This window comes from Plantibacter sp. VKM Ac-2876, from assembly GCF_015350715.1.
GTDB lineage: Bacteria > Actinomycetota > Actinomycetes > Actinomycetales > Microbacteriaceae > Plantibacter > Plantibacter auratus.
The window spans coordinates 419,985-445,749 of the sequence record NZ_JADKSI010000001.1; the positions used below are offsets into that span (position 1 = coordinate 419,985).

General features: G+C 70.3%; 25 protein-coding genes. 15 read left to right on the top strand and 10 right to left on the bottom strand.

The genetic code is table 11. The annotated features are described in order from the left end of the window. Nucleotides 1-98 precede the first annotated feature (98 nt). Entirely contained in the window at nt 99-2,111 is a 2,013-nt protein-coding gene (locus ITJ62_RS01960) for a DUF2264 domain-containing protein (RefSeq protein ID WP_194599468.1), read from the bottom strand. Next, nucleotides 2,111-3,130: a hydroxyacid dehydrogenase gene (locus ITJ62_RS01965; RefSeq protein ID WP_200811395.1), complete on the bottom strand. Its 1,020-nt coding sequence runs from the start codon at nt 3,128-3,130 to the stop codon at nt 2,111-2,113. The genes ITJ62_RS01960 and ITJ62_RS01965 overlap by 1 nt, the downstream gene beginning before the upstream one ends. Before the next feature lie 200 nt (nt 3,131-3,330). Here ITJ62_RS01965 and ITJ62_RS19245 point away from each other — a divergent pair, with 200 nt between their 5' ends. Both ITJ62_RS19245 and ITJ62_RS01975 read left to right on the top strand, forming a co-directional pair. Beyond that, nucleotides 3,331-5,217, top strand: coding sequence for a heparinase II/III family protein (locus ITJ62_RS19245; RefSeq protein WP_370581784.1), 1,887 nt, complete (start codon nt 3,331-3,333; stop codon nt 5,215-5,217). Further along, entirely contained in the window at nt 5,214-6,353 is a 1,140-nt protein-coding gene (locus ITJ62_RS01975) for a substrate-binding domain-containing protein (protein ID WP_228497772.1), read from the top strand. Before ITJ62_RS19245 ends, ITJ62_RS01975 begins: the two co-directional genes overlap by 4 nt. A gap of 59 nt (nt 6,354-6,412) precedes the next feature. Here the strand turns inward: ITJ62_RS01975 and ITJ62_RS01980 are convergent, their stop codons facing one another. After that, nucleotides 6,413-6,907 (bottom strand): FBP domain-containing protein, encoded by a 495-nt coding sequence (locus tag ITJ62_RS01980; protein ID WP_194599470.1) that lies wholly within the window; start codon nt 6,905-6,907, stop codon nt 6,413-6,415. Nucleotides 6,908-7,234: 327 nt separating this feature from the next. Between ITJ62_RS01980 and ITJ62_RS01985 the strand changes: the two genes are divergently transcribed. Then, on the top strand, nt 7,235-8,443 hold the full coding sequence (locus ITJ62_RS01985; RefSeq protein WP_194599471.1) for a cysteine desulfurase-like protein: 1,209 nt from the start codon (nt 7,235-7,237) through the stop codon (nt 8,441-8,443). Between the two features lie 80 nt (nt 8,444-8,523). Here ITJ62_RS01985 and ITJ62_RS18850 read toward each other — a convergent pair whose 3' ends face one another. Both ITJ62_RS18850 and ITJ62_RS01995 read right to left on the bottom strand, forming a co-directional pair. Continuing rightward, nucleotides 8,524-8,805: a hypothetical protein gene (locus ITJ62_RS18850; RefSeq protein WP_228497774.1), complete on the bottom strand. Its 282-nt coding sequence runs from the start codon at nt 8,803-8,805 to the stop codon at nt 8,524-8,526. Nucleotides 8,806-8,902: 97 nt separating this feature from the next. Next, nucleotides 8,903-9,385: a MarR family winged helix-turn-helix transcriptional regulator gene (locus ITJ62_RS01995; protein ID WP_194599472.1), complete on the bottom strand. Its 483-nt coding sequence runs from the start codon at nt 9,383-9,385 to the stop codon at nt 8,903-8,905. Between the two features lie 105 nt (nt 9,386-9,490). On the opposite strand from ITJ62_RS01995, the gene ITJ62_RS02000 reads away from it, so the two are divergent. The 3 genes from ITJ62_RS02000 to ITJ62_RS02010 all read left to right on the top strand — a co-directional run bounded on the left by ITJ62_RS02000 (nt 9,491) and on the right by ITJ62_RS02010 (nt 11,792). Continuing rightward, nucleotides 9,491-10,063, top strand: coding sequence for an NADPH-dependent F420 reductase (locus ITJ62_RS02000; protein ID WP_194599473.1), 573 nt, complete (start codon nt 9,491-9,493; stop codon nt 10,061-10,063). Between the two features lie 66 nt (nt 10,064-10,129). Then, nucleotides 10,130-11,014: a PD40 domain-containing protein gene (locus ITJ62_RS02005; RefSeq protein WP_194599474.1), complete on the top strand. Its 885-nt coding sequence runs from the start codon at nt 10,130-10,132 to the stop codon at nt 11,012-11,014. Nucleotides 11,015-11,093: 79 nt separating this feature from the next. After that, nucleotides 11,094-11,792 (top strand): IclR family transcriptional regulator, encoded by a 699-nt coding sequence (locus ITJ62_RS02010; RefSeq protein ID WP_194599475.1) that lies wholly within the window; start codon nt 11,094-11,096, stop codon nt 11,790-11,792. Nucleotides 11,793-11,798: 6 nt separating this feature from the next. Here the strand turns inward: ITJ62_RS02010 and ITJ62_RS02015 are convergent, their stop codons facing one another. Next, on the bottom strand, nt 11,799-13,172 hold the full coding sequence (locus ITJ62_RS02015) for an MFS transporter (RefSeq protein WP_079704892.1): 1,374 nt from the start codon (nt 13,170-13,172) through the stop codon (nt 11,799-11,801). Nucleotides 13,173-13,329: 157 nt separating this feature from the next. Here ITJ62_RS02015 and ITJ62_RS02020 point away from each other — a divergent pair, with 157 nt between their 5' ends. From ITJ62_RS02020 to hpaD, 6 genes are read left to right on the top strand one after another with little or no spacing between them, the layout of a single operon-like run. Next, nucleotides 13,330-14,112 carry a 2-keto-4-pentenoate hydratase gene (locus tag ITJ62_RS02020; RefSeq protein ID WP_194599476.1) on the top strand — a complete coding sequence of 261 codons (783 nt, stop codon included), beginning with the start codon at nt 13,330-13,332 and terminating at the stop codon, nt 14,110-14,112. After that, nucleotides 14,097-14,909 (top strand): HpcH/HpaI aldolase/citrate lyase family protein, encoded by an 813-nt coding sequence (locus tag ITJ62_RS02025; RefSeq protein WP_194599477.1) that lies wholly within the window; start codon nt 14,097-14,099, stop codon nt 14,907-14,909. The genes ITJ62_RS02020 and ITJ62_RS02025 overlap by 16 nt, the downstream gene beginning before the upstream one ends. A gap of 59 nt (nt 14,910-14,968) precedes the next feature. Beyond that, complete coding sequence (locus ITJ62_RS02030) at nt 14,969-16,465, top strand: fumarylacetoacetate hydrolase family protein (protein WP_194599478.1); 1,497 nt, start codon at nt 14,969-14,971, stop codon at nt 16,463-16,465. After that, a complete protein-coding gene (locus ITJ62_RS02035; RefSeq protein WP_071261785.1) occupies nt 16,462-17,208 on the top strand; it encodes a GntR family transcriptional regulator in 747 nt (248 codons plus the stop codon). The genes ITJ62_RS02030 and ITJ62_RS02035 overlap by 4 nt, the downstream gene beginning before the upstream one ends. Next, nucleotides 17,205-18,719 carry a 5-carboxymethyl-2-hydroxymuconate semialdehyde dehydrogenase gene (gene hpaE / locus ITJ62_RS02040; RefSeq protein WP_194599479.1) on the top strand — a complete coding sequence of 505 codons (1,515 nt, stop codon included), beginning with the start codon at nt 17,205-17,207 and terminating at the stop codon, nt 18,717-18,719. The genes ITJ62_RS02035 and hpaE overlap by 4 nt, the downstream gene beginning before the upstream one ends. A 53-nt stretch (nt 18,720-18,772) precedes the next feature. Further along, complete coding sequence (gene hpaD / locus ITJ62_RS02045; RefSeq protein WP_194599480.1) at nt 18,773-19,912, top strand: 3,4-dihydroxyphenylacetate 2,3-dioxygenase; 1,140 nt, start codon at nt 18,773-18,775, stop codon at nt 19,910-19,912. Nucleotides 19,913-19,984: 72 nt separating this feature from the next. Here the strand turns inward: hpaD and ITJ62_RS02050 are convergent, their stop codons facing one another. From ITJ62_RS02050 to ITJ62_RS18855, 3 genes are all read right to left on the bottom strand, one after another. After that, nucleotides 19,985-20,872, bottom strand: a complete 888-nt coding sequence (locus tag ITJ62_RS02050) for an exonuclease domain-containing protein (RefSeq protein WP_194599481.1) — start codon at nt 20,870-20,872, stop codon at nt 19,985-19,987. A 64-nt stretch (nt 20,873-20,936) separates the two neighbouring features. Further along, complete coding sequence (locus tag ITJ62_RS02055) at nt 20,937-21,446, bottom strand: sigma-70 family RNA polymerase sigma factor (protein ID WP_194599482.1); 510 nt, start codon at nt 21,444-21,446, stop codon at nt 20,937-20,939. Nucleotides 21,447-21,457: 11 nt separating this feature from the next. Next, nucleotides 21,458-21,739 carry a hypothetical protein gene (locus ITJ62_RS18855; protein ID WP_138946213.1) on the bottom strand — a complete coding sequence of 94 codons (282 nt, stop codon included), beginning with the start codon at nt 21,737-21,739 and terminating at the stop codon, nt 21,458-21,460. A gap of 435 nt (nt 21,740-22,174) precedes the next feature. Here ITJ62_RS18855 and ITJ62_RS02065 point away from each other — a divergent pair, with 435 nt between their 5' ends. After that, on the top strand, nt 22,175-22,618 hold the full coding sequence (locus ITJ62_RS02065) for an HIT family protein (protein ID WP_138946212.1): 444 nt from the start codon (nt 22,175-22,177) through the stop codon (nt 22,616-22,618). Between the two features lie 87 nt (nt 22,619-22,705). Continuing rightward, a complete protein-coding gene (locus ITJ62_RS02070) occupies nt 22,706-23,923 on the top strand; it encodes a GNAT family N-acetyltransferase (protein ID WP_194599484.1) in 1,218 nt (405 codons plus the stop codon). A 16-nt stretch (nt 23,924-23,939) separates the two neighbouring features. On the opposite strand, the gene ITJ62_RS02075 is transcribed toward ITJ62_RS02070, so the two are convergent. Beyond that, nucleotides 23,940-24,518 (bottom strand): TetR/AcrR family transcriptional regulator, encoded by a 579-nt coding sequence (locus tag ITJ62_RS02075; RefSeq protein WP_194599485.1) that lies wholly within the window; start codon nt 24,516-24,518, stop codon nt 23,940-23,942. Between the two features lie 46 nt (nt 24,519-24,564). Here ITJ62_RS02075 and ITJ62_RS02080 point away from each other — a divergent pair, with 46 nt between their 5' ends. After that, the gene (locus ITJ62_RS02080; protein WP_194599486.1) at nt 24,565-25,761 is read left to right on the top strand and encodes a DUF418 domain-containing protein; all 1,197 of its coding nucleotides are present in this window, start codon (nt 24,565-24,567) and stop codon (nt 25,759-25,761) included. Nucleotides 25,762-25,765 lie beyond the last annotated feature (4 nt).

Consider the following 25,765-nt stretch of genomic DNA (forward strand, 5'->3'; position numbering starts at 1 on the left):
TGCTCCTCGGTGAGTAGTGGTGCTGTCGGTGGTGATGGCGGTGCTGGTGGCGGTGCAGGTGGAACAGGGATGCTGCGGGATGGAGAGGTCGGTGGGCGTCAGTGCGACGCGGGCAGGTCGAGCGAGGTCGTCGCCCCGTCCGGCCAGGTGATGGTGCGGCCGGTGGACCCGGCGTCGCCCGCGACCGCCGGGGCGACGACGCCCGGCTGCGTGGCGCCGTCGAGGAGGAGCGCGAACGCGTGCCAGTGGTCCGGGCGAACGGGTGCGTCGGTCTCGCACCACGGCGTGCCCGAACGGGGTCCGAGCGGCGTGGCGTCGTCGAGCTCGCGGACGCCGAACCGGCGCGCGGCGGTCGGGACCTGGTCGTGGTCGTGCGGGAGCTCGACGACGGCCGAACGCACCCCGTCGGCGACGGCGACCGCCGAGGTCGGGTCGGTGGCGACGGCCAGGTCACGACCGCTGACGGTCCACCCGCCGACACGCAGCGCGCCGATCGGGACCTCGTCGCCCGCGCCCGGGACGACGCGGACGAACCGCACCTCCCAGGGACCACGGACGGCTGAACAGAGGTCGATCCGCGCGCCGGTGCGGATCCGGTCCGCAGCGTGACCGTGGCCGTGGTCCGGGCCGTCGGCATCGGCGTCGATCCATCGGGCGAGACCGGAGGACGTCGCCCAACCGGTGGACGATCCGTCGGAGGTCGGCAGCGTCGTCAACGCACCTCTGGTGAACCCGGAACGGTGACTCGGGACCCCCTCGGCGTCCAGGAGCACGACCGATCCGTCGAACGGGTCGCGGGCATCGGCCGAAAGCACGGGCGCGTTCGCCGTCGAATAGCCGAGACGCGCGTACAGCGGCGCATCGCGTTGGGCGACGCCGTCGTTCGCGTGGTCCGTCCCATGGTTGACGACGCGGACGACACCGTCGGCGGTCGTCCCGCTGACGATCCAGCCCGGGGCGACGACGGTGCGGAAGACGTCGCCCCGCTCGATCGGCAGTGGTTCCTCGATCGCCGTCCACACCGGGTGTTCGGCCGGGAGCGCGAGCCCGAGCATGCCTTTGGACGCCCAGTAGGGCGAACCGGGGCCGGAGTAGGACTGTGCGAGCTGCCGCCACTCGTGGTGCCAGCCGAGCGTCAGGATCCCGCGGACGTCGGGGGCGCCGGCCGCGTCGAAGTGCGACACGACACCGCTGGCCGCCCGACGGACGAGTCCCGGCGAGAGCGCGGTGGACCCGGCCATCGCACCGGCCCAGAATGGTGCGGCGGCGGCGAAGCGGTAGATGAGACTCCGCCCCTGGACGAGCGGCGAACCGTTCGCGCCGACGAGCGCGACGGCGTCCTCCAGGTAGCGGTCGAGGTGGGCGTCGTAGCGGTCGAGGCGCGCCTGATTCGGATGCCCGGGCGCGAGCATCGTGCGCCACAGGACCGGATAGAGGTGGAGCGCCCACCCGGTGTAGTGGTCGTAGGCCCGCGTGCCGCCGTCGGCGAACCAGCCGTCCTCGCGGAAGAAACCGTCCGCGATCGCGAGGTCCTCCTCGAGGTCCGCTTCCGAGAACGGGCCGCCGACTGTCCGCAGGAACTCCTCGACGACGATGCGGAACCACACCCAGTTGATGGGCGGGTACGGCTGGCCGATGACGGTGGCGAGCCAGTCGATCGTCGTGCGCTTGGTCCGGTCGTCGAGACGGTCCCAGAGTTCGGCACGGGTGAGGTGGAGTCCGATCGCGATGGCTGCGGCCTCGACCTTGGCCTGGTCGACCTCGTCCGGCCGCGGCCACCGCTCCGGCGAGTCCGGATCGGTGCCCGCTGCGAGGCCCGCGGCGTAGCGCTCGACGAGGTTGCCCGTCCGCGCGGGATCACCGGCGATCCGGAAGGCGGCAAGCATGAACGTCCGCGCGAACCCCTCCAGCCCGTCGATGTCGGAGCCGTAGCCGCCCGGCGCACCCGGGAACAGGATGCGGGCACGACCGGGCGAGGTGAAGGGTTCGGCACCGCCGAGCAGCCGGTCCGCGAGGTCCTCCCAGTGCCTGCGCGTCCAGCCGGTCGACGGTGACAGGGTGCGGTCCAGGGCGAGTGTCTCCGACGCCGGGGCGGTCAGGAGCGCGACCATCAGGCGCTCACCCCCAGGTCGGCGACCCGGACGGCTTCGCGCGGGTCCTCGCCGTTGAGGAACCGCTCGAGGTCGTCGAGCGCCGCGTCCGTCATGCGCAGCGTCTCCCGGCCGAGGGAGCCCGCGATGTGCGGGGTGATCGAGACGTTCGGGAGGTCGAGTAGCGGCGAGTGCACGGGCAGCGGTTCCGGGTCGGTGACGTCGAGGATCGCGTCGAGGCGTCCACTCGCGCACTCCGCCGCGAGGGCGTCGGTGTCGAGCAGGCTCCCGCGGGCCGTGTTGATCACCGTGGCGCCGTCCGGGAGCGCTGCGAGCTGAGCAGCCCCGATCATGCGCTTCGTCTCCGGGAGCTCCGGGGCGTGCAGCGAGAGCACGTCGACGTTCGGCAGGAGCTCGTCGAGCGGGACGAGGCGGGCTCCGGCCGCGGCGACGGCTGTGGCGTCGGCGTAGGGGTCGGCGACGAGCACTTCGACCGCGTCGAGCTGCTGGAGCAGCGCGACGACGCGACGGCCGATGCGCGAGAAGCCGACGACGCCCACGCGGCGTCCGAGGTTGGACAGGTTCGTGGTCTCGAGCAGGGTGCGCCACTCGCGACGGTGCGCCCGAGGGTCGCGGGCGAAGACCTGTGCCCGCTTGCCGGCGAGCACGATCGAGGCGAAGGTGAACTCGGCGACCGGGATGGCGTTCGCTTCGGCGGCCGTGGTGACGACGATGCCGCGCTCCCAGACCGCGTCGGTCACGAGTGAGCGGACCGTGCCGGCGCAGTGGAAGACCGCGCGCAGCCGAGGCATGCGGTCGAGCCGCTCCGCAGTGAGCGGCGGGGTGCCCCACGAGGTGATGAGCACCTCGACCTCCGCGAGCCGTGCGGCGAGCGCCGGGTCGTCGAGGTCGCCGGTGGTCTCGTCGTCGCGGACCTCGCACAGCGCGTGGAGCCGGGCCAGACGGGCGTCGTCGAAGAGCGTCGAGAACACGTCGGGCCACATGGCGACCAGGGCTGCGGGGCGCGCGGCGTTCGACATCTGGTGCTCTCCTTCGAGTGGGCCGCGGTTGCATGCGGTTGTCAGGTAGTGAATACTCCAATCCGATCGGAGTCAAAACAGTCGATCACAAACGAACAAGCTCGATCGAAGATGATCATGGAGACGTCGTGAATCCACCCTCGCAGACCGCACCCGCCACACCCGCCACCGATGAGCGACGTCGGTCGCACGGCCCGTTGGTGACGGCGTGGTCACAGCGCCCGGCGACCGCACTCCGGTCCATCGTGCCGGACGGCGACTGGAGCTCGATCGACCGACGGCTGCTCGACGCCTTCGTCGCCCAGGCGACGCGTGAGTCCGCGACCACCGGCCGTTCCGCGGCGCCCTGGCCCCAGCCGCTCTTCTCGCAGTACAGCGCCTACCCACTCGCCGGGGAGCGCCTCTCCTACGAGACGGCGGTCGGTGACCGACTCGCACGCCTCTCCCGTGCCGTGATCCTCGCCGCCGCGTCTGCAGCCGGTGTCGCGGTGGCCGCACCGCACGACCCGCTCGCCGAGGTCGCCGACGGCCTGTGGCTCCTCGCGGAGCAGACGACCTGGTGCTGGGCGGCCCACGACGACGCGTTCCGCCGCTTCGGGACGGTGACGCCGTCGCTCGACGAACCGTTCCTCGACCTCGGTGCCGGCGAGGCGGTCGCGGCCGTCGCCTGGGCGATCGCCGTCCTCGGCGACGAGCTCGACGAGCGCTACCCGGGCCTCACCGACCGGCTGCGAGCCGAGGCCGAGCAACGGGTGTTCCGGCCGTTCCTCGACCGCGACGACTGGCACTGGCTCGGCCTCGATGTCGACCCTGGCGGCGAGCCGGTCGTCCTCCACAACTGGAACCCCTGGATCCTCGGCAACACGATCGCGGCGGCGGCGGTGCTCTGCAGCCCCGACCGCGCTGAGCCCGTCATCGACCGAGCGGTTGACGGCATCGACCGCTACCTGGCGGGCCTCCCACAGGACGGCGCGATCGACGAGGGCTGGGAGTACTGGTGGAACGGGGCGGCTCGCGCCCTCGAGGCGGTCGAGACCCTCGATCGTCTCGCCGGAGGTCGCCTGGCGCTCGACGCCCTCGACCTGCTGCCCGAGTCACTCCGCTTCCCGCTGCGGATGCAGCTGTCCGCCGACTGGTACGTGAACGTCGCGGATGCCCGAGCACGCGGTGACCGCTCGCTCCCGTACGATCTCCTGCATCGCTGGGGTCGGCGACTCGAGCTGCCGGACGTCGTCACGTACGCAACGGCACATCGCGATCGCGACGCCCCCGTCGCCACGGACCGGGCGGGAATCGGGCGGCTCGTCCGCGTCTGTCTCGATCGTGAGTGGGCGGGCGCGGACGCCCGGAACGCGACGTTGCCGCTGCCGGCGTCGGTCGACCTGCCGTCGATCGGTGTCAGCCTCGCCCGTGAGCACGACGGGCGATCCGACGGACTCGCGGTCAGCCTCAAGGGCGGCCACAACGACGAGAACCACAACCACAACGACCTCGGCAGCGTGATCGTCGCACTCGACGGCGTCCCCGCGGTCATCGATCCCGGGCGGCCCACCTACGACGCGCGGACCTTCGGCCCGCACCGCTACGACATCTGGTGCATGCGCAGCGACTGGCACAGCGTCCCGGCACCGCGCGGTCTCCTGCAGCAGGACGGACCGGAGTTCGCGGCGCGCGATCGCCGGGGCGGAGACCAGGGCGGGCCGGCGAGCTGGTCGATGGACCTCGCTGCGGCCTACGGGCTGGCGGAGCACGAACACTGGCGCCGGACCGCGACGCTCGACCGCACGGCGTCGCGGGTCGTGATCGAGGACGTCTGGACGCTCGACGACCCGGCGGGCACGGCCGTCACCCTCATGCTGTGGGGCGACGTGACCGAGGTCGATCCGGTGACCCTGCTCGTGCGTCGACTGGTCGCCGACGCCCGGGACGTGATGCTCCAGCACGACGCGGCCGAGGTCGCGATCGAGGTCGTCCGGCTCGACGACCCGATGATGCGGTCATCCTGGGGCGAGACGATCACCCGCGTGCGGCTGCTGCCGCGTCCCGATACGGATCGTCTGCTCGTCACCGTGGAGGCCGCACGATGACCGACGACGACGACCGGGGAGCACCGGCCGGTGCCGGACCCTCACAGGTCTTCGGCATCGAGCGCCGCGAACGGATCATGGACGAGGTCCGACGCAACGGTTCCGTCGTCGTCCGCGAACTCGCCGTCATCCTCGGCGTCACGGAGCTGACGATCCGACGCGACATCACGGCGCTCGCCGACCTCGGGCTCGTCACGCGGGTCCACGGTGGCGCCACCGCCCGGAGCTCCCTCGATCAGACGGTCGCGCGATCCGCCGACGCCGCCGGCCCCGCCAGGTACCGCATCGGCATGGTCGTGCCGTCGCTCAGCTACTACTGGCCGCAGATCGTCAACGGCGCCCGCGCCACGGCCGCCCTCAGCCGCTCGCAGCTCGTGCTCCGCGGCTCGTCCTACGACCCGGCCGACCAGCGCCGGCAGATGGCCGCGCTCGTCGAGACGGGTGGGATCCACGGGCTCATCGCCGCGCCCGACACCGCGGGCCAGGACGGGTACGCCCTCCTCGCCTGGCTCGATGCGCTGCCGATCCCGGTCGTGCTGGCCGAGCGTCGCGCGCCGTCATCGCTCGCGCTGCGCTCATTGGAGTGGGTGACGACGGACCACGAGTTCGGCGCGGTGCTCGCCGTCCGCCACCTGTACGAGCAGGGGCACCGCCGCATCGGCATCGCCGCGGCGCGGCACTCCCCCACCTCCGACCACCTGCGGCGCGGGTGGGCGAGGGCGTCCGCGGACCTCGGGCTGGACACGGGCCTGACGGTGAACGCCGAGATCGACGACGTCGAGAACGGGGCCAGGGATGCCCGGCTGGGTGCGCTTGTCGACGAGTGCCTCGCCACGGGGACCACCGCGCTGTTCGTGCACGCCGACCCGCAGGCGATCCTGCTGGAGCACCACTGCCTCGACCGCGGCGTGCGGATCCCCGAGGATCTCGCGATCGTCGCCTACGACGACGAGGTGGCGGAGAACGGCGAGCCGCCCATCACCGCGCTGCGCCCACCGAAGCAGCACATCGGTCGGATGGCCGTCGAGACGATGGTCGCCCGCCTGTCCGAGGGCCGTCGTCGTCCCACGCAGCGCACCCAGGTCCTGCCCGAGCTACAGGTCCGAGCCTCGTCCCTGACCGCGCCGCCCTCCTGAGTCGCCCGAATCTGCGCGAACATCACTGGAATTCGTGCAGATCCGGGCGGCTCAGTGGGTCAGCCGACGCCGTTCAGGACCGAGGAGGCGAATGAGGCGGCGCGGACGCTGAGCGTCGCGATGCGCTCCTGACGAGCCGCCTCCGCGTCGAAACCGACGTAGGCGAGCGGCGGCAGCTTCCGCACGTTGGCCGAGCACTGGAAGTCGGCGCAGACGAGCGTGCCGACGGTGTCGCCGTTCTTGCCGGCCTGTCCGGCCCGCTTCGCGCTGTAGAACACGACGTCGTTGCTGAGCGTGATGTCCTGGCACCACGCGCACTGCGGCCGGGTGCGGGGCATCGCGTCGGCCTGCCGGAGCAGGATGCCGACGAGTTCGCCGTCGACGATCGTGACCACGTACGCGCGTCGCGGCAGCTTCTTGTCGCGCCACCCGAGGAAGTCACGCACCTCGAAGTCGAGCGTGTCGAAGTCGACGGGAAGGCTCACGTCATTGACCTCCTTGCGCGACGCGTTGACGAAGGAGGCTCGGATCTGGGATTCGTTCAGGGGGATCATGGGTTCACCGGTTTCGGCTGGGCCGTCGTTGAGACGGCGGAGAGACCCTCCGCGGGTCGGTGCGCTGCGGTGGGTACGTCAGGGTGCGCGGCCCCGTCGACGTCGCTCGGACGAGCGCGATGGACGAGGCCGACGTCCTCACCGGGTGGGCGAGGTGGTCGACCGGGTGCACTGCTCTCTCGGGCCGGCGTTGCGGACGCCGACGACCTCCAGACGCCCGACACGGGGCGGAGCGATGAGCTTGGACACACAGGCACTGTATCAAGCGATGGCGCGCTCGCTCCCCCGGTCCGCACGTTCCGGCTCCCGGCGCGGGAGGATGGACGCATGACCCTCGACGTCGCCCTCCTCCGCACCGCGTTCCCCTCCCTCGCCTCGGGCATCGCCCACTTCGACGGGCCCGGCGGCACCCAGACGCCGCTCGCCGTCGGCCAGGCCATCCTCGACACCCTCACCGGGCCGCTGTCCAACCGGGGCTCGTCGGTCGCCTCCGAGCGCCGGGCGGACGACGCCGTGACCGCCTTCCGTGCCGCGTGCGCCGACCTGCTCGCCGCCGATGAGCGAGGCATCGTCTACGGCCGCAGCGCGACCCAGCTCACCTACGACTTCTCCAGGCATCTGTCGCGCGGCTGGATCCCCGGCGACGAGATCGTCCTGTCCCGACTCGACCACGACGCGAACGTCCGTCCGTGGGTGCAGGCGGCGGAACGCGCGGGTGCGACCGTGCGCTGGATCGATCTGGACCCGGCGACGGGCGAGCTCGACCTCGCGGACCTCGACGCCCTCGTCACCGAGCAGACGAGACTCGTCGCCGTGACCGCCGCGTCGAACCTCCTCGGCACCATCCCGCCGGTGCGGACGATCGCCGACCGGGCGCACGCGGTCGGCGCGCTCGTCTGGGTCGACGGCGTCCACTACACGGCCCACCACGTCGTCGACGTCGAGGCCCTCGGTGCCGACTTCTTCGTCTGCTCGCCGTACAAGTTCTTCGGGCCGCACTGCGGTGTCCTCGCCGCGTCGCCAGCGCTACTCGAGTCGATCCACCCCGACAAGCTGCTGCCGTCGACGAACGTGGTGCCGGAGCGCTTCGAGTTCGGCACGCTGCCCTACGAGCTCATGGCCGGCGTGACGGCGGCCATCGGCGTGCTCGCGTCGATCGACCCCGGTGACGCCACGACGAGACGCGACCGTCTGGTCGCCTCCGCCGCAGCCGTCCACGAGCGCGAACTCGCGCTGCGCACCCGCATCGAGGACGCCCTCGCGGAGCTCGGCCCGCTCGTCGAACTGCACTCGCGAGCCGCCGAGCGCACGGCGACCTTGTTCATGACGTTCCCGGGCAGGCGTTCAGCCGACGCGGCCGCCTTCCTCGCCGCACGCGACGTCCTCGCACCAGCAGGCTCGTTCTACGCGGTCGAGCCGTTCGCGGCGCTGGGCCTCGACGACGTCGGAGGCCTCCGCGTCGGCGTCGCCCCGTACACCTCGGACGAAGACGTCGACCGCCTGCTCGACGGCATCAGGGCCTTCCTCGCCGGTTGAACGGCTCGCCGCCTGAACGGTTGGCGGGCTGACCGGCTCGCGGGCTGAACGGCTGGCGGGCCGACCCGGCGACAGTGACCTCAGGACCGCTTGCCGCTCTCGCGTCGCAGCACGACGAACCCGGCGACCATGAGCACCGCGCCGAGGACGAGGGTGATGATCCGGAAGAACCCGAAGTCGTGGTCGCCGAAGATCAAGGGTCCGGCGAAGAGGAACGTGGCGCCGACGAAGTACCAGACGGAGGTCGTCCCGCCGTTCATCGACGTGGGCGGTGGCGTCGACTCGGGCTCCGCCGCGGCGGGACCGCCCTGGGGCACCTCGTCCCCGTGTGGTGCAGGTTCGGGCTGCGTCGATCCGGCCATCATTCGCTCCGATCCGCGTCGCGCTCGGTGGTGTCCACGACGTCGAGCCCCACGCTACGCAGCCCGCGAGCGCCGCAAATCCCCCCGGTGACGGAGATCAGGCCTCGCTGACGAACATCCGGCCGTCGGGGTCGAGCTTCGTCAGGAGGGCGGCCGAGATCTCGCCGAGCTGCTCGATCTGCGCCGGCGTCAGTGCGTCGAGGACCAGGGATCGCACGTGCTCGACGTGGCCAGGCGCAGCCTGGACGACCTTGTCCCAGCCCGCATCGGTGAGCGTCACGTTCGTCGCACGTCGGTCCTCCGGGCACGGCGTCCGCGCCACGAAGCCGGCCTCCTCCAAGCGCGTCAGCACCCGCGACAAGCGGGGCAGCGTCGCGTTCGTCCGGGCCGCGAGCGCCGAGGTGCGCAGCGTGCGGTCCGGCGTCTCGGACAGCATCGCGAGCGTGAAGTAGTCGAAATGCGTCAGGTGCTCGTCCCGCGTGAGCTGGAGGTCGAGCGCGGCCGGCAGGAGTTCGAGCACCGCTGCGAAGCGCACCCAGGAGCGTTGCTCGTCCGCACTCAGCCATCGCGTCTCGGTCATGACTTCAGCGTAGCAATAGTTGCGCCTACAACTAACCGGTGTTACGTTAGTTGTATCAACAACCAATTGACCCGTGACCAGGCGGCCACGAGAAGGAGCATCGTCATGACGAACGTCACCATCTTCGGAACCGGCAACATGGGCAGCGCCATCGCCGGTGTCCTCGCAGCAGGCGGCGCCTCCGTCGACCACCTCGGATCGGCCGAGACCGGCACGATCACCGGCGACATCGTCGTCCTCGCGGTCCCCTACCCGGCCCTCGCGACGATCGTCGAGCAGTACGCCGACCAGCTCGCGGGCAAGGTCGTCGTCGACATCACCAACCCCCTCGACTTCTCGACCTTCGACGCCCTCACCGTCCCCGCCGGCAGCTCGGCTGCAGCGGAACTGCAGGCGAAGCTCCCGAGCTCCCACGTCCTCAAGGCCTTCAACACGAACTTCGCCGCGACCCTCGCCGCGAAGCAGGTCGGCGACGCTGCCACCACGGTCCTCATCGCCGGGGACGACGCCGACGCCAAGGCGGCACTGCAGCAGCTCGTGACCGCCGGTGGCCTCGAGGCCGTCGACGCAGGATCCCTGAAGCGCGCCCACGAACTCGAGGCGATCGGCTTCCTGCAGCTCACGCTGGCGGCGTCGGAGAAGATCTCCTGGACCGCGGGGTTCGCGCTCGTCAAGTAGTCGTCGGATCGTGATCCGGGAGGAACGGTCCTCCCGGATCACGACGGACTGGAGGACGATGGGCGCATGACCTTCCGCGCCCTCACCCCCGGCCAGCGTTCCAGCGTCCTGCTCGGCGGGCCGCACGATGACGCGCCCGTGCTCCTCTTCGAGACCGACGAGCTCCTCGTCGAAGCGCCGAACTGGTCCCTCGACGGCCGGACGCTGTACCTCAACGGCAACGGGCGACTCTGGGCGCTCGCGGTCGACGACCCGACCGCGGGGCTCACGCCGATCGAGTTCCACGGCCTCCCGGAGCTCAACAACGATCACGTCCTCGACCCCGACGGCGAACACATCCTCCTTTCGGCGATGGACGGGCACATCCACCGCGGCGCGCTCTCCGGCGGGCCGGTCACGAAGCTCACCGCCGACGACGACCGGTGGCACTTCCTCCACGGCGTCTCGCCCGACGGCACGCGGATCGCGTACGTCGAGCTCGAGGGCTTCGAGCACCCCGGTCGGCTCGCGATCGCTCCGGCGGTCGAGGGCGGCGGCCCCGTCACCGTCCTCGACACGGGCGACGGCCACCTCGACGGCCCGGAGTGGTCGCCCGACGGCCGGTGGCTACTCTGCAACACGGAGCACTTCGGCACAGCCCCGGGCCACGCGCAACTCGCGCGGATCCCGGACGGCGGCGGTGAGCTCGAGCAACTTGTCATGAGCGACACCGTCGACTGGTTCCCGCACCTCTCCCCCGACGCCCGACTGGCCTCGTACATCGCCTTCCCCGCCGGCACGATCGGACACCCGGCCGACCTCGACGTCGAGGTCCGGCTCGTCTCGACCGACGACTGGGCGACCCCGCTCCGCCGCTACCCGCTGTTCGGCGGGCAAGGCACGCTCAACGTGAACAGCTGGTCCCCGGACAGCTCACGGTTCGCCTTCGTCGCCTACCCGATCACCCGCTGAGTCGCCCGGCTCTGCACGGTATCGGCGAAGAATCGCACCGATCAGGGCAACTCGCGGGGCTCGTCGATAGGGTCGAGTCGTGACCGATGCCAGCAGCGCCCACTCCCAGACGCTCTCGCGCGGCATCCGGATCCTCGAGGTCCTGGCCGACGCGCGCACCCCGCTCACGATCGACGCCCTGAGCGCGACGCTCGGTCTGCACCGCAGCGTCACCTACCGGCTCCTGCGGACGCTCGAAGACCACCGCCTGGTCGTCCGCGACGGTGCGGGACGGATCGCACTCGGATCGCGCCTGGCAGCCCTCGCCGCCGGTGTCTCCCACGATCTGCAGGCCGCCGCCCTGCCCGAGCTGACGGCGATCGCGAACGAACTCGGCATGACCTGCTTCCTCACCGTGCTGGACGGCGATGAGATCGTCACGCTCGTCAGCGTCGAGCCACGGCACACGATGGGGTCGATCGCGCAGCGGCCAGGCACCCGGCACCCGGTCGGTGTCGGTGCGCCCGGCAAGGCGATCGCGTCCCGTCTGTCGGAAGCGCAGTGGCCGGACGCCCTCGACGACGATCACCGCGCGGAGCTGGCCGTGGTCCGCGAACAGGGCTGGGCGTCGAGCCACGACGAGGTCATCACCGGCCTCCGCGCCGTCGCCGTACCGCTCGCCGCGCACGGCTCGCCGGCAGCCGCCCTCGCGGTCGTCTACGTCTCCAGCAGCCGCCCCGAGACCGAGATCGCGGCCCGCCTCATTGAGGGGGCCGCGACCATCGCGTCGTCGATCTGACCGCGGCTACCTCCGCGCGCCGTAGATCTGACCACGGCTCTGCTCGTCCTCCGCCTCGCCACCGAGCGGGATGCCCGTGCGGTCACGGAGGAGGAGGGTCGCCGCGAAGGCGATGACGATCATGCCGGCGATGTAGAACGCGACGCTCGTCGACGACCCCGTTACCTGCACCAGCCAGGTCGCGATCGTCGGCGCGAACGCGCCGCCGAGGATGGCACCGATCGCGTAGGTGACCGACACACCCGTGTACCGGATCGAGGCGGGGAACAGCTCGGCGAAGTACGCCGCCTGCGGCCCGTAGGTGAAGCCGTTGCCGATCGTGAACAACGCGAGCCCGAGGAACAACAACCACGGGTTGCCGGTGTTCACGAGCGGGAAGAGCACGAAGACGGTGGCCAGGAACGCGACCCAACCGATGATGTAGGTGTTGCGTCGGCCGATCCGGTCGGAGAGCGAGCCCGCGAACCACGTGACGATCAGCCAGACGATGGCCGACCCGGTCACCGCGAGCAGGACGGGCGTCCGCTCCATGCCCACCAGGCCACCGTCGGCGAGCGGCGTCGTCGCGTAGTTCTGGATGTAGCCGCCCGTGGTCATGTAGCCGGCGGCGTTGTTGCCGGCGAAGGTGAGCGCCGCGAGCAGCACGAGCAGCCAGTGGTGGCGGAACAGCTCGACGATCGGGACCCGGCGACGCTCCTTGTTCCGGGCGAGGGCGACGAAGACGGGGCTCTCGTCGACCTTCCGGCGCACGACGTAGCCGACGATGATCAGGACGAAGCTCAGCAGGAACGGGATCCGCCAACCCCACTCGAGGAACGCGGCGCCGGGCGAGATCACGCCCGTCATGAGGGCGAGCATGCCCGAGGCGAGGAGCAATCCGATCGGGACACCGATCTGCGGGAAGGCACCGAAACGACCGCGGCGACCGGTGGGCGCGTGCTCGACGGCCATGAGGACGGCGCCACCCCACTCCCCGCCGGTCGAGAGACCCTGCAGGATGCGGAGGAACACGAGCAGTGCCGGGGCGATGATCCCGATCTGGTCGTACGTCGGCAGCAGACCGATGAGCGTCGTGGCGGCGCCCATGAGGAAGAGCGTGATGACGAGCATCTTCTTCCGTCCGATGCGGTCGCCGAAGTGCCCGGCGACGAACGCGCCGAGCGGCCGGAACAGGAAGCTGACGCCGACAGTCGCGAACGACAGCAGCAGCGCGGCCTGCGGCCCTGCCGGCTGGAAGAAGAGCTGCGAGAAGACGAGGCCGGCGGCGCTCGCGTAGAGGAAGAAGTCGTACCACTCGACCGTGGTGCCGATGACGGTGGCGAAGGCCACGCGCCGGAGTTCCGCGGGCGTCGTCGCTCGCGCCAGTGATGCGGTTGTCATTGTCTCGAGACCCCTTTGTCCGTCGCGGCCCGTCATTGGACCGCCAGAATGTACACCACATCGTATACAATCGTGGTCACCGCGCAAGAGGCAGTCGATGACGACGCACCGTATCGTGATCGCAAGCCGCAGTCGATGCAGATGAGGACGGGACGCGATGCAGGATCACGAACGACAGGCGATCGCCGACGAGTTGGCGGCGGCGCACGAGGAGCGGAGCGTCATCCCCCTCCTCACCGCCCGGCACCCCGACATGACCATCGAGGACTCCTACGCCGTGCAGGCGCTCTGGGCCGAACGCCGCATCGCCGCCGGTCAGCGCGTCGTCGGCCACAAGATCGGCCTCACCTCGAAGGCGATGCAGCAGGCCACCGGGATCACCGAACCCGACTACGGGGTCATCCTCGACGACCAGGTCTTCGACTCGGGCGCGACGCTCGACTTCGACGCCTTCTCCAACGTCCGCGTGGAGGTCGAGCTGGCGTTCGTCCTCGGTCGCCCGCTGCAGGGCCCGCAATGCACGATCTTCGAGGTGCTCGACGCGACCGACCACATCGTGCCGGCGCTCGAGGTCCTCGACTCCCACATCGAACTCGCCGGCCGCACGATCGTCGACACCATCGCCGACAACGCGGCACTCGGTGCCATGGTGCTCGGCGGAACGCCCGTCCGCCCCGACGCGATCGACCCGCGCTGGGTCTCGGCCCTGCTGTACCGCAACCAGACCATCGAGGAGTCGGGCGTCGCCGGCGCCGTCCTCGGGCACCCGGCACTCGGCGTCGCGTGGCTCGCCGGCAAGCTCGCCCAGCACGGCGGGAGTCTCGCCGCCGGGGAGATCATCCTGTCGGGATCGTTCACGAGACCGATGTGGGTCGAACGGGGCGACACCGTCCACGCCGAATACCAGGGGCTGGGAGCCGTGACATGCCGATTCGAATGACCCTGCCGCCGACCTTCGGCGAGCGCCTGCGCACCGCGGACCGTCCCCTCGTCGGGATGTGGGTGGTGTCCGGCAGCCCGATCGCGGCGGAGATCGCGGCGGGCAGCGGGCTCGACCTGCTCCTCATCGACGGCGAGCACTCGGCGAACACCCTGGAGAGCATCCAGCTACAGCTGCAGGTGGTGGCCGCCTTCCCGGTGTGTCCGCTGGTGCGGGTGCCGTTCGGCGACGCGGTCGCCCTCAAGCAGGTGCTCGACCTCGGGGCGCAGAACCTCATCGTGCCCATGGTGTCGTCGGCCGAGCAGGCGGCGGCGCTCGTGCAGGCCGTGCGGTACCCGCCGCAGGGCGTCCGTGGGGTCGGCAGCGCGCTCGCGAGGTCCTCCCGCTGGAACCGGATCGACGACTACCTCGCGCAGGCGAACGACTCGGTGTCGCTCACGGTGCAGATCGAGTCGGCGGAGGCTGTGGAGCAGGCGGACGAGATCCTGGCGGTCGACGGCGTGGATGCGGTGTTCGTCGGTCCGGCCGACCTCTCGGCGTCGCTCGGCCTGCTCGGCCAGCAGGGGCACCCCACCGTGGTCAGCGCTGTCGAGCGGGTGCTCGATGCCGCCGCCGCCGCGGGGAAGCCGGCCGGCGTGAACGCCTTCGACCCCGTCATGGCCGAGCATTACCTCGACCGCGGGGCGTCCTTCGTCCTCGTCGGTGCGGACGTGTCGCTCCTCGCCCGCGCATCCGAGCAGTTGGCCGAGCGCTTCATCGACGGCCGGAGCGACGCTACCCGCAGCGACGGGTACTGACCCTTTCCCACTGCGTCCGGATCGTATACGATTCTGGATACCGACAACGAGGACGTGTGATGAGCAGCCACCAGGGCATCGAAGGCCTCCCGAACAGCGGGGGCGGCAAGGTCATCGCCGTCCACCTCAACTACCCGTCGCGAGCGGCCCAGCGCGGCCGCACGCCGGAGCACCCCTCGTACTTCCTCAAGCCGTGGTCCTCCGTCTCGAGCACGGGCGGCACCATCGAGCGCCCGGCCGGCGCGGAACTGCTCGCCTTCGAGGGCGAGATCGCGATCATCATCGGTACCGCGGCCCGCCGCGTCCGCGTCGAGGACGCCTGGCAGCACGTCTCGGGCGTCACCGCGGCGAACGACTTCGGGCTCTACGACCTCCGCAGTGCCGACAAGGGGTCGAACCTGCGCTCGAAGGGCGGCGACGGCTACACGCCGCTCGGCCCGTCCGTCATCTCCGCCGAGCAGATCGATCCGGCCGCCCTCCGCGTGCGCACCTGGGTCAACGGCGTCGTGGTCCAGGACGACACGAGCGACACGCTGCTCTTCCCCTTCGCCCAGCTCATCGCCGACCTCTCGCAGCTCGCGACGCTCGAGCCCGGCGACGTCATCCTCACCGGCACACCCGCCGGCTCCTCCGTCGTCGTGCCCGGCGACGTCGTCGAGGTCGAGGTCGACGCACCGACCGCACCCGGCACCCCGACGAGCGGTCGACTCGTGACGACGGTCGTCGAGGGCACCGAACCCTTCGGCGGGTTCGGCGCGAAGCCGGCCGTCGACGACCGTCAGCGCATCGAAGCCTGGGGGGAAGCTACGGCGGCGGGTCTGCCTGCACCGGCTGAGCCTCCCACCACTGCATCACCCGCCGAACCGCTCGACGCGGCGGTCGCCGAACAGCTCGCCTCGGTCTCGACGGCGACGCTCAGCGCCAAGCTCCGGGCCCGCGGGTACACCGAGGTCTTCGTCGAGGGCGTCCACGCCTCACGACCGGGTACGCGCATGGTCGGTGTGGCCCGCACCCTCCGCTTCGTCGCCTACCGGCCCGACCTCTTCGCCGAGTGCGGCAACGGTTTCAACGCGCAGAAGCGCATCTTCGACACCGTCGAGTCCGGCGAGGTCATCGTGATCGAGGCACGCGGCGAGCGCGGCACGGGCACCGTCGGCGACGTCCTCGCGCTTCGGGCACAGCAGCGGGGAGCGGCCGGGGTCGTCACCGACGGCGGCATCCGCGATGCCGAGCAGGTCGCGGCGTTCGACCTGCCGACCTTCTCGCAGGGTCCGCACCCGTCCGTCCTCGGGCGCCGCCATGTGCCGTGGGAGACCGATGTCGCGATCACCTGCGGCGGGGCGACGGTCCTGCCCGGCGACGTGATCGTCGGGGACGGTGACGGCGTCATCGCGATCCCCCGGGCGTTCGCCGCCGAGGTCGCCGCGGAGGCGGTCGTGCAGGAGGCGGAGGACGCCTGGATCGCCGAGCAGGTCCGTGGCGGTGCCGCCGTCGACGGCCTCTTCCCGCTGAACGCCGAGTGGCGGGCGCGATACGAGAGCGAGCAGGGACGATGAGCGGACCACACCCGACCACCGGGCAGGAGGCGTCGCTCAGCAAGTCCGAGCGCGCCTACCGGTTCATCCGCGAGGCCATCGACGAGGGGCGCTTCGTCCCCGGGTACCGGCTCGTGCTCGGCCAGATCGCCGGTGAGCTCGACATCAGCGTGGTTCCGGTGCGCGAGGCGATCCGTCGCCTGGAGGCCGAGGGGCTCGTGACGTTCGAGCGCAACGTCGGCGCGCAGGTCGCGATGCTGCACGAGACCGAGTACCTCTTCACGATGCAGACGCTCGCCCTCGTCGAGGGCGCAGCGACCTCGATGAGCGCCGCCTACCTGACCGACGACCACCTGGCCCGCGCCCGCGAGATCAACGAGCGGATGCGCCGCACCCTCGACGACTTCGACCCGCACGCGTTCACGGCGCTGAACCTGGAGTTCCACACGGTCCTCTTCGAGGAGTGCCCGAACCCGCACGTCCTCGACCTCGTCCACCGCGGCTGGCGGCGGCTGAACGCGCTCCGCGATTCCACGTTCAGCTTCGTGCCCGGCCGCGCGCGGGAGTCGGTCGCCGAGCACGACGGCATCCTCGAACTCATCGCCGCCGGCGCGCAGCCGCTCGAGATCGAGATCGCCGCCCGTGACCACCGCACCGCGACCCTCGACGCCATGCTCGCGTACCAGGCGGAGCACCAGCCGCCCACGACGGCCCGCCCGCCGTCGTCACCGCCGTCCACCACCGACCGGAGGAACCACCCATGACCCAGCACGTTCCGGCAGCGTTGCCCGACCGTATCCGGCATTACATCGACGGCGCGTTCGTCGACTCGGTCGACGGCGACACCTTCGACGTCCTCGACCCGGTGTCGAACGAGACCTACGTCCAGGCCGCCGCCGGCAAGCAGGCCGACATCGACCTCGCCGTCGCCGCCGCCAAGCGCGCCTTCGACGAGGGTCCGTGGCCGCGGCTCCTCCCCCGCGAGCGCAGCCGGATCCTCCACCGGGTCGCCGACGCCGTCGAGGCGCAGGACGCCCGCCTCGCGGAGCTGGAGAGCTTCGACACCGGACTGCCGATCACGCAGGCGCTCGGTCAGGCGAAGCGGGCCGCCGAGAACTTCCGGTTCTTCGCCGACCTGATCGTCGCCCAGCACGACGACACCTACAAGGTGCCCGGGCGGCAGGTGAACTACGTCAACCGCAAGCCCATCGGCGTCGCGGGGCTCATCACGCCGTGGAACACACCGTTCATGCTCGAGAGCTGGAAACTTGCTCCGGCTCTCGCGACCGGGAACACGGTCGTCCTGAAGCCGGCGGAGTTCACCCCGCTCTCGGCGAGCCTGTGGGCGGACATCTTCCGCGACGCCGGCGTGCCCGACGGCGTGTTCAACCTCGTGAACGGGCTCGGCGAGGACGCCGGCGACGCCCTCGTGAAGCACCCGGACGTGCCGCTCATCTCGTTCACCGGCGAGAGCAGCACCGGCCAGCTCATCTTCGCGAACGCCGCGCCGTTCCTGAAGGGGCTCTCGATGGAGCTCGGCGGCAAGTCGCCGGCCGTCGTGTTCGCCGACGCCGACCTCGACGACGCCCTCGACGCGACGGTGTTCGGGGTGTTCTCGTTGAACGGCGAGCGCTGCACCGCCGGCAGCCGCATCCTCGTCGAGCGGAGTGTCTACGACGACTTCGTCGAGCGCTACGCCGAGCGGGCCCGCAACATCGTCGTCGGGCACCCGAACGACCCGACCACTGAGGTCGGCGCGCTCGTGCACCCGGAGCACTACGAGAAGGTCATGGGGTACGTCGAGATCGGCAAGACCGAGAGTCGCCTCGTCGCCGGTGGTGGTCGCCCCGAGGGGTTCCCGACCGGCAACTACGTCGCGCCGACGGTCTTCGCCGACGTCCCGCCGACCGCCCGCATCTTCCAGGAGGAGATCTTCGGGCCGGTCGTGGCCATCACCCCCTTCGACTCCGACGAGGAGGCGCTCGCGCTCGCGAACGACACGAAGTACGGGCTCGCCGCGTACATCTGGACGAACGACCTCAAGCGGGCCCACTCCTTCTCCCAGAACGTGCAGGCCGGGATGGTGTGGCTGAACTCGAACAACGTGCGCGACCTCCGCACGCCGTTCGGCGGGGTCAAGGCCTCGGGCCTCGGGCACGAGGGCGGATACCGCTCGATCGACTTCTACACCGACCAGCAGGCGGTGCACATCACGCTGAACCAGGCGCACTCCCCGCGCTTCGGGACCGGCGGGCCGCTGCAGGCCGCGCACTGACCGCTCCCGGTCGACCTCCACCCAGCAAACGAGATCAGCAAGGACGCAGATCAATGTCGAACCCCATCACCCCGTCGTCGGCCGAGCCCGTCGTGACCGAAGCCGACCCGATCCCCGCACCGGTGAACCGGATCCCGACGCCCGCCGCCTCCCCGCCGGACATCCTCCGCTGTGCGTACATGGAGATCGTCGTCACGGATCTCGCCGCGAGCCGGAAGTTCTATGTCGACGTCCTCGACCTCGTGGTCACGGAGGAGGACGAGACGACCGTCTACCTGCGGAGCTTCGAGGAGTTCATCCATCACAACCTCGTGCTGCGGCAGGGGCCGGTGGCGGCCGTCGCGGCGTTCAGCTACCGGGTGCGGAGCCCTGAGGACCTCGACCGCGCGGTCGCCTTCTACACGGAGCTCGGGTGCCGGGTGGAGCGTCGGGCCGAGGGGTATGTGAAAGGCATCGGCGACTCGGTGCGCGTCGAGGATCCACTCGGGTTCCCCGTCGAGTTCTTCTACGACGTGGAGCACGTCGAGCGGTTGGCCTGGCGCTACGACCTGTACACGCCGGGCGCGCTCGTGCGGCTCGACCACTTCAACCAGGTGACGCCCGACGTGCCGCGGGCGGTCGCGTACATGGAAGACCTCGGGTTCCGCGTCACGGAGGACATCCAGGACGAGGCCGGGACGACGTACGCGGCCTGGATGCGGCGGAAGCCGACCGTGCACGACACGGCGATGACGGGCGGCGACGGACCGCGCATGCACCACGTGGCGTTCGCGACGCACGAGAAGCACAACATCATCGCGATCTGCGACAAGCTCGGCGCGCTGCGGATGTCGGACGTCATCGAGCGCGGCCCCGGCCGGCACGGCGTCTCGAACGCGTTCTACCTGTACATCCGCGACCCCGACGGCCACCGGATCGAGATCTACACCCAGGACTACTACACGGGCGACCCCGACAACCCGGTGGTCACGTGGGACGTGCACGACAACCAGCGTCGCGACTGGTGGGGCAACGCCGTCGTGCCGAGTTGGTACACGGACGCGTCGCTCGTGCTCGACCTCGACGGCGAGCCGAAGCCGGTGGTCTCCAGGACCGACGACTCCGAGCTCGAGGTCACCATCGGTGCCGACGGCTTCTCCTACACCCGCAAGGGCGACGAAGCCCAGGGCTTCAAGCTCGGCAACACCCTCTAGGCCTCAGTTCATTCGCCCATCTTTGGGCGACGCAGTGTCCGTTCGCCCAAACATGGGCGAATGAACACGTCGTCAGACGCTCAGGATCTCGAGGAACGTCTGCTCGGTGACGATCTCCACGGACTGACCGCCGGCTGCCAGCTCCTGTGCCCGTTGGATCTTCGTGCTGAGCTTCGTCCCGGGACGAAGCGTCGCCGGATCGAAGCCGCCCATGACGACCAGAGATGTCTTCTTCGTCACGTTTGCGGAGACGGTCGCCCCGAACGATGCCACGATCTTCTGCGCTTCCGGCCTGGTGTAGCTGTCGAGGTCACCCGAGAAGCAGACAACCTCGCCGAAGAGCGGATGACCCGGATCCGCCTCGAGGCTGGCTTGAGGCAAGTCGGCCTGTCTCGTGTACGAACGGGCCGCTCTGGTGCGTGGGCGCGTCGGGATGGAGGACCACAGCTCCTCGAGCGAACTCGCACCGCGTTCCTCCGCGATGCGCAGCGTGATGAGTGCACACGCGAGCGAGTCGGCGCCGGCCTCGTGGTGGTCGAAGTCCGGCAACCCGAAGTGGGCGACGACGAGGGGCAGCCGGTGACTGGGCAACTGACAGTGGTGCCTGACGACGGCGAGCGCATCGAGGAAGTCGAATCCGCTGGGAGTGCTGCCCGTGAGCGTGTTGGCCGCGTTGTAGACGCCCTTGTCGAACGGGCTGTATGCGACCAGCGGCACTCCGGCCGTCACCCCGGCGATGCGTTGCAGCGTCTCAGTCCACGACGGCGCCGATGCCACGTGGGCGGGTCCGATGCCGTGCAGGTAGGTGTTCGTGAAGTCGAGGCCGGTCGGCGGTCGCACGAACCAGGAGTCGGTTGCGACCACTCGATCGTCGACGACTTTGGTCAGGCCGACCGCGCAGACGGATGCGCGATCGAAGTTGGCGGTCTCGAAGTCGATGGCGACGAAGTTCAGGGGCACCTCCCGATTCTCAGGCGCTCGACCGACTCTGCGGAAGCGGGATGACCCCATATCCGTCTGACGATCACGTGGTGAAGCTGCCCCGGCCAGCGCCGTGCGTCGAGGCGTCACCTGCGAGGAGTGCGCGCACCGCAAAGCGTGCTCCGACGAGGCGCGAGCGAACGGCCGAGGCTGAGATGCCGAGCATCTCCCCTGCCTCGATCGAACTGAACCCATCCCAGTAGGTCAGTCTGATGAGTTCCGCCTGCTCTTCAGGCAAGCTGGCGATCGCGTCGCGCACCGCGGATGCCTCGTCGGGCGCCGTCCTATCGGTCAGTGTCGCGTCGATCAACAGCTGTGTGGCGGCCGTTCGTCTGGCTCCAGCCCGCCGTGTCGACCGCAAGACGTTGCGGGCGATCCCGAACAACCACATCCGAGCCTGCTCGTGATCGACGGGCATCTTGCGACGCTGCTTCCACGCAACGAGGAGTACCTCCGAGAAGGCATCAGCTGCGTCCTCCCGGTCGATGAGGCGTCGCTGCAGATAGCGAAGGAGATCGGCATCGTTGGCGGCCAGCCGCTGCTCGACCTCCACATTCGTCAACCTCATTCGCCGGCTCCACAACGCTCGCGAATGTAGACGCTCACCGGCACAGGATCTGTCGGAAAGCCCTGCTCCCGGAGGCCTTCGAACACGGTCTCCGCAACCACCGCATCAAGCGCTTCTCGCCGGAGCTGACTCGGGCCGATAGCGCGAGGCCCATCGCCCGTGGCATCGGCGTTCTCGGCGACGATGCGACGCTCGGCGGCCGAGGTGTCCAGGTCATCGAGCGAGATACCGGAGGCGATCTCCCGCGCGGCGATCATGATCGGTGCGTCGTCAGCCACTCCTTCGGGTTCGACCCGCACGCCGGCGTAACACGAGGCTCCTCGATCGTCCACTCGCGCGAAGGTGTTCTCGGCGGTCCACCCCCACGGCGTGACCAGATCGGATCCAGCGGTGGCAGCTCCCCCACCGGCGAGTAGGACGATCACCACGGAACTGCCGACGAACCAGTTCCGCCGACGCATGGTCCTCGCGCGCGATCCAGCAGTCACGATGCGTCGACGGTGGTCGGCCAGCGCCAAGGGCACCCGGGTGGGCGGACCGCTCTCGCGGAGCAGTTCGGTCAGCTGGTCATCGTCCATGTCGTCCCTCGCAGTCTGTCGGTGCGTCTGGTCTGTACATGACCGCAACGCGCCGAAGTGTCCACACAGCAACGGGTCAATCGCCGACCGCGGACACACGTCCGTGAGAAGTCACGATCGATTAGGGTCAGCTCCATGAACGCGGACGACGCTTGTGACTTCTGCACGAACATCACGGAGGGCACGTTCGACGTGGTCGCTCGGGGAACCGGTGTCATCGCTGTCCTCGACCGCCACCCGATCAATCGTGGCCATGTGCTCGTCCTGCCGACACGTCACGCAGCGGATCTCGCGGCGCTGCATCAGGAGGAGATTACCGAGATGGCTGTCGTCGCGCAGCGCGCGGATCGAGCGATTCGGAAGATCTTCGGAGAAGCCGTCGAAGGGACGAATCTGCTGATGTCGAACGGCGCGGCTGCGGACCAGGGCATCCCCCACGCCCACCTCCACGTCATTCCGCGTGCCACCGGCGACGGCTATGAGTTCCGCGAGGACGCGAGCCGTTATCCACTCGTCCCGCTGGACGCAGCTGAACGCGCCGCCCTGAGCACGGAACTCCGGGCTGACGCACTGAGTTGAGTCGAACGGTCGCACGCTCACCTCTCTGACGATGATCTGCCTCACTTCGCGGGCTCGATGCTCGCGCCACTTCCCTATGCTGGCTGGATGATGAGCCCGGTCGGCTACACCTCGTTCACCGGATCCGCACCCGACGGCGTGTGGGGTGAGGTCACGCAGCTGTTCGTCGCGGCGTTCACCGCCGAGCCGTACAACGAGGACGCGATCGACCTCGCGACCATCCGACAGTGGGGCCCGGAGCATCTCGGCCACCGTGGCGGACGCCTCGTCATCGCCACGGTCGACGGCCGGATCGTGGGCTTCGCGCTCGCCCACGGCCTCGACGCCGACCCGGCCTGGCTCGGCATCCTGGCGCAGCTGGCCGACTCCAGCAGCACGGCTACGGCCGCCCTCGCGCGTCCGACAGACGCCGTCGTGGTCCACGAACTCGCCGTCGCGGAGGATCAGCGCGGACGTGGAATCGCCCGCGGCTGCCTGGCCGCCGTCCTGCAGGACCGCTCCGAGACACAGACGGTCATCGGCGTCTACGAGCGCGCGACCGAGGCGGCAGCGATGTACCGCAGCTGGGGACTCAGCGAGCTCGGCCGTGTACCGATGCCCGGCGACGCGATCGCCCTCCGCGTCCTGACCACACCCACGACCGAGCTGGTGTCGCGCCTGCGTTCCGCCACCCCGGAGTCGGCACGGAGGACCCGGCGGACCATCTGGCTCAGCTCCTGGGAGTGGGATTGTTGCGGTGGACCGTTGGAAGCCGGCCAACGGGCGACCTTCTCCGTCTGGCCCGTCGACGACGGCCAGCGGACCTGGCTGACCGAGGAGATCGGGGCGGATCTGACGGCGCGGATCGACGGCGTCGAGATGCACCACGAGGAGGACGCCGCACCGGAGCGGCTGACGGGCAGGCTGGCGAAGCTGTCGAGGGTTTCGATCCCCTCGCGCCTCATCCACACCAAGCGACCACCGTTGCCGCTTGGAGCTCTGCCCGCGGCGAGGCGCCTCGTCGGCCCACCAGGCAGCGGCGTGTACATCGGCATCGGCGCAGCGGTCTCCGACTACGTCACCGACCACGAGACCGTCCCCGGACCACCCGTCGTCGAGGAGACACCGCGGATCCCACTCACGCGCGGGATCGATCACCCCGACGCCCAGGCAGGGGCAGAGGCAGCGGCGGCCGCGGCACGCGCAGCGGCGCAGGCGGCGGAAGCGGCCGCCCGAGCGGCGCAGACGACGGACCCACCACCACCGGGCGAGGTCGAACCACGACTGGTCGGCTATCTCGTCGAACTCGACCTGGACGTCGACTGAGCCGGACCGGCGTGGCTCAGTCCGCTCGGCGCAGTCCCCGCAGCGTCGCGTCGATCAGCCGTTCGGCGCGCTCCGGTGTCATCCGGTCCGACTGCTCCGCCGCTCGCGCGACCGCGATGCCGTCGAGCACTGCGAGCAGGAGTGCCGCATCGTCCGCGACCAAGCCGCCGTCGGGGAACGCTGCGACGAGCAGCCGCAGCAGGACCTCCTCCGTGCGGGCCCAGTCGACGGCATGGATCGCGCGCACCTCGGTCTCCGTGCTCGCCCGAGCTGCGAAGGCGACCCAGACGATCCCGTCGGTCAGGTCGTCACCCTCAATGCAGGCGATCTCACGACAGAAGATCCGAAGTCGTTCCTCCTCGGACGCCACAGCCTCGAGCCGCGCCGCCACGCGCTGACGGAACCGCTCGTTGACCTCGGTCATCGCCGCGACGACCAGTCGGTCCTTCGTCGGGAAGTGATGCTGGACCGCGCCGACGGAGACACCGGCCTCGCTCGCGACCGTGCGGATCGTCAGCGCATCGGCTCCGCGCGACGCCATGATCCGCAGCAGTGCATCGAGGATCCGATCCCTGTTCGTGTCCTGCTCGGTCATCGCCTCCGCTTTCGCCATCGCCCACTCGACAGGGTACGGTCTTCACATGACCAATACGAGCGTATTGCCGCCGTCGCCGCCGACCTCCCGACGCATCGCCGCACTCGACGTCGTCCGCGGACTCGCGATCCTCGGCACGCTCGGCACCAACATCTGGGTGTTCTCGCACCCCTGGGGTCTGCTCGGGATGCTCTCGGCCCCGGTGACGCCGGAGACCGGCCCCGCGGCGGGCACGATCCAGCTCGCCCTCATGGCCCTCACGCAGGGCAAGTTCCTCGCGCTCCTGACCCTGATGTTCGGCGCGGGACTCGCGATCCAGCACGCCACCGCTCGCCGACGCGAGCAGCGCTGGCCGGGCCGGTACCTGTGGCGCGCCACCCTGCTCCTCATCGACGGCGCCGTGAACTACGTCCTCATCGCGGAGTTCGACGTCCTCATGGGCTATGCGGTCACCGGCGCCATCGTCGCCTGGCTCCTGCTCACGAGGCCCCGCGCCCAGCGCGCCATGATCGCCGTCTTCGGCGCACTCCACGTCCTCCTCATCAGCGCGATCGTCGCATTCATCGCCACGACACCGTCGGCGTCCGGCGACCTCGCGCTTCCCGCAGGCCCGAGCCCGTATGCCACTGACTCGTTCCTCGGTCTGGCGGTCTTCCGGCTCGACAACGTGGGGGTCTTCCGCGCAGAGCCCGTGCTGATCGGATTCCTCACGCTTGCGATGTTCCTCGCCGGCGCACACCTCTTCCAGGCCGGGGTCTTCGGTGAGACCGGCGGCCGCCTCCGTCGGCGCCTGATGATCATCGGTGCCTGCGCGCTCCCGGTCGACCTGCTCCTGGGGATCGCCGGCGGCACCGGGGGACTCCTCGCCGAACGCTACCTGGCCGCGCCCCTCGTGGCGCTCGGCATCCTCGGTGCCACCGTCGAGCTCTGTCGCCGCTTCGGCACTGACGGCTGGATCGCCTCACGTCTCCGCGAGCTGGGGAAGGTCGCCTTGAGCGCATACCTGCTCCAAAACCTCCTCGGCGGCGCGCTCTTCTACGGATGGGGGCTCGGGCTCGCCGAACTCACGAGCGCGTGGCGTGTCCCGGTCACCGTCGCCGCGTTCGTCGTCATCGCCGCGCTCGTGACCGGCTTCGCCCACCTCTGGCTCCGGCGATTCGCACTCGGCCCCGTCGAGTGGCTCTGGAAACGCGGCGCGGAGCTCGGGACGAAGCAGCCGGAGGGCCGACCCTCGCTACGGTGAGACC